We start from the raw sequence: 1,296 nt of genomic DNA, 5'->3' as shown, positions 1-1,296 counted from the left end.
GCAGTGAGCAGTCCACCGTGCGGCGACGGACCACTGCGGCCAGCCTAAAGTGCGATCGGCAAACGCGGGCCCATTAACCACCTTCCTGGATAGATCGGACCCCAATGGGGATGCGGGGAGTTTACCTTGCATGGAAAATCACAAGCACAGATTCTATTGTCATATTGAGCGCGACGGATTGTGGGGAGTTTGGGATTGCGTCGCCAACAGGCCGGCAAGGTTGGGCGGTGGCGACCTTCGCGGTTGCACTGCCCAACGGGCTGAAGCTGCGGAACACGTCCTCACGAGAATTTACGACGGCGGACTTGATGCCGTCGCTATCCGCATCGCTGGCATTGTCAGTTCTGCGGGTTCGGCCTGATCGATCCCCGGCAGCCAGGCGCTTACCCAGCCTTAGGGGGGCAGCACCGGTCCAGTGGTGTTCCACCGGATGAACTCAACTTCCTTCCCGGTGACTTGCCGCACCGTATTCAACAGCACCTCGTGCAAGACGCGCGTCTGCCTGTAGTGGTCGCAATGTGGTGATATGAACGGCTTGATGATGCTTAGGTGCAGCGCTTCCGCTGCCACCAGGAAGCGCTCGATTTCAGCCTGTGATAACTGCTTTGAGGGTTTTGACCTAGCCATTGCGACACCTTTTGAGAGTCGCCCCACCTGAGGACAATATTCCTACCGCGAGCGTTCACTGTAAAGGCTCAAACGTCGAAAAGGTCGTTTGGTCCCACGCCAATTTCGTCAATGAGGTCCGGCGTGTTGTTTCGCGGGCTTCCGACCTTCCTGTCAATCGGCCACATCTTCATCAGTTCCGAAGGATATGGCTTCATAAGGTCGCGTGGATCCAGTTCCGGGCCGAGCCAGCGCATGTAATCGGCAGGCGCCAGAATAACCGGCATGCGATCATGGATCGTCGCCATCAACGTATTAGGCTCGCAGGTGACGACAGCGAAGGTCCGGATCAACTCGCCGGTGGCCTTGTCGGCATATTCTTCCCATACTCCAGCCATGGCAAAAGGCTCGTCATCCTTCATGGCGATAGCGTAAGGCTGCTTTTTCTTGCCCGAAACATCGAGCTTTTGCCATTCGAAATAGCCGTCGACGGGCACCAGGCAACGGCGCGCGGCGTATGCTTTTCGGAACATGCCGTTGCTGGCAATCGTCTCGCACCGCGCATTGACAGGCGGTGGCCGCCCGCCGCCATCGCGCGCCCAGCCGGGAACCAGCCCCCACTTCGCAGAAACGAAACCGGCCATGCTCGTGGAAAGCTCTTCACGTACAATGATTGGATAAGTCAGGCTG

Annotated in this window: 2 protein-coding genes; both read right to left on the bottom strand. The window is 58.0% G+C overall.

All coding sequences use genetic code 11. The features are described 5' to 3' along the window. Positions 1 to 393: 393 nt before the first annotated feature. Positions 394 to 627, bottom strand: a complete 234-nt coding sequence (locus EN925_RS41240; protein ID WP_127370395.1) for a hypothetical protein — start codon at positions 625 to 627, stop codon at positions 394 to 396. Between the two features lie 68 nt (positions 628 to 695). Next, on the bottom strand, positions 696 to 1,296 hold a 601-nt coding region (locus EN925_RS36320; RefSeq protein ID WP_164894679.1), incomplete at its 5' end, for an SOS response-associated peptidase.

This window comes from Mesorhizobium sp. M7A.F.Ca.US.006.04.2.1 (assembly GCF_004022915.1).
GTDB lineage: Bacteria > Pseudomonadota > Alphaproteobacteria > Rhizobiales > Rhizobiaceae > Mesorhizobium > Mesorhizobium ciceri.
This window is presented reverse-complemented; position numbering and strand designations above follow the sequence as displayed.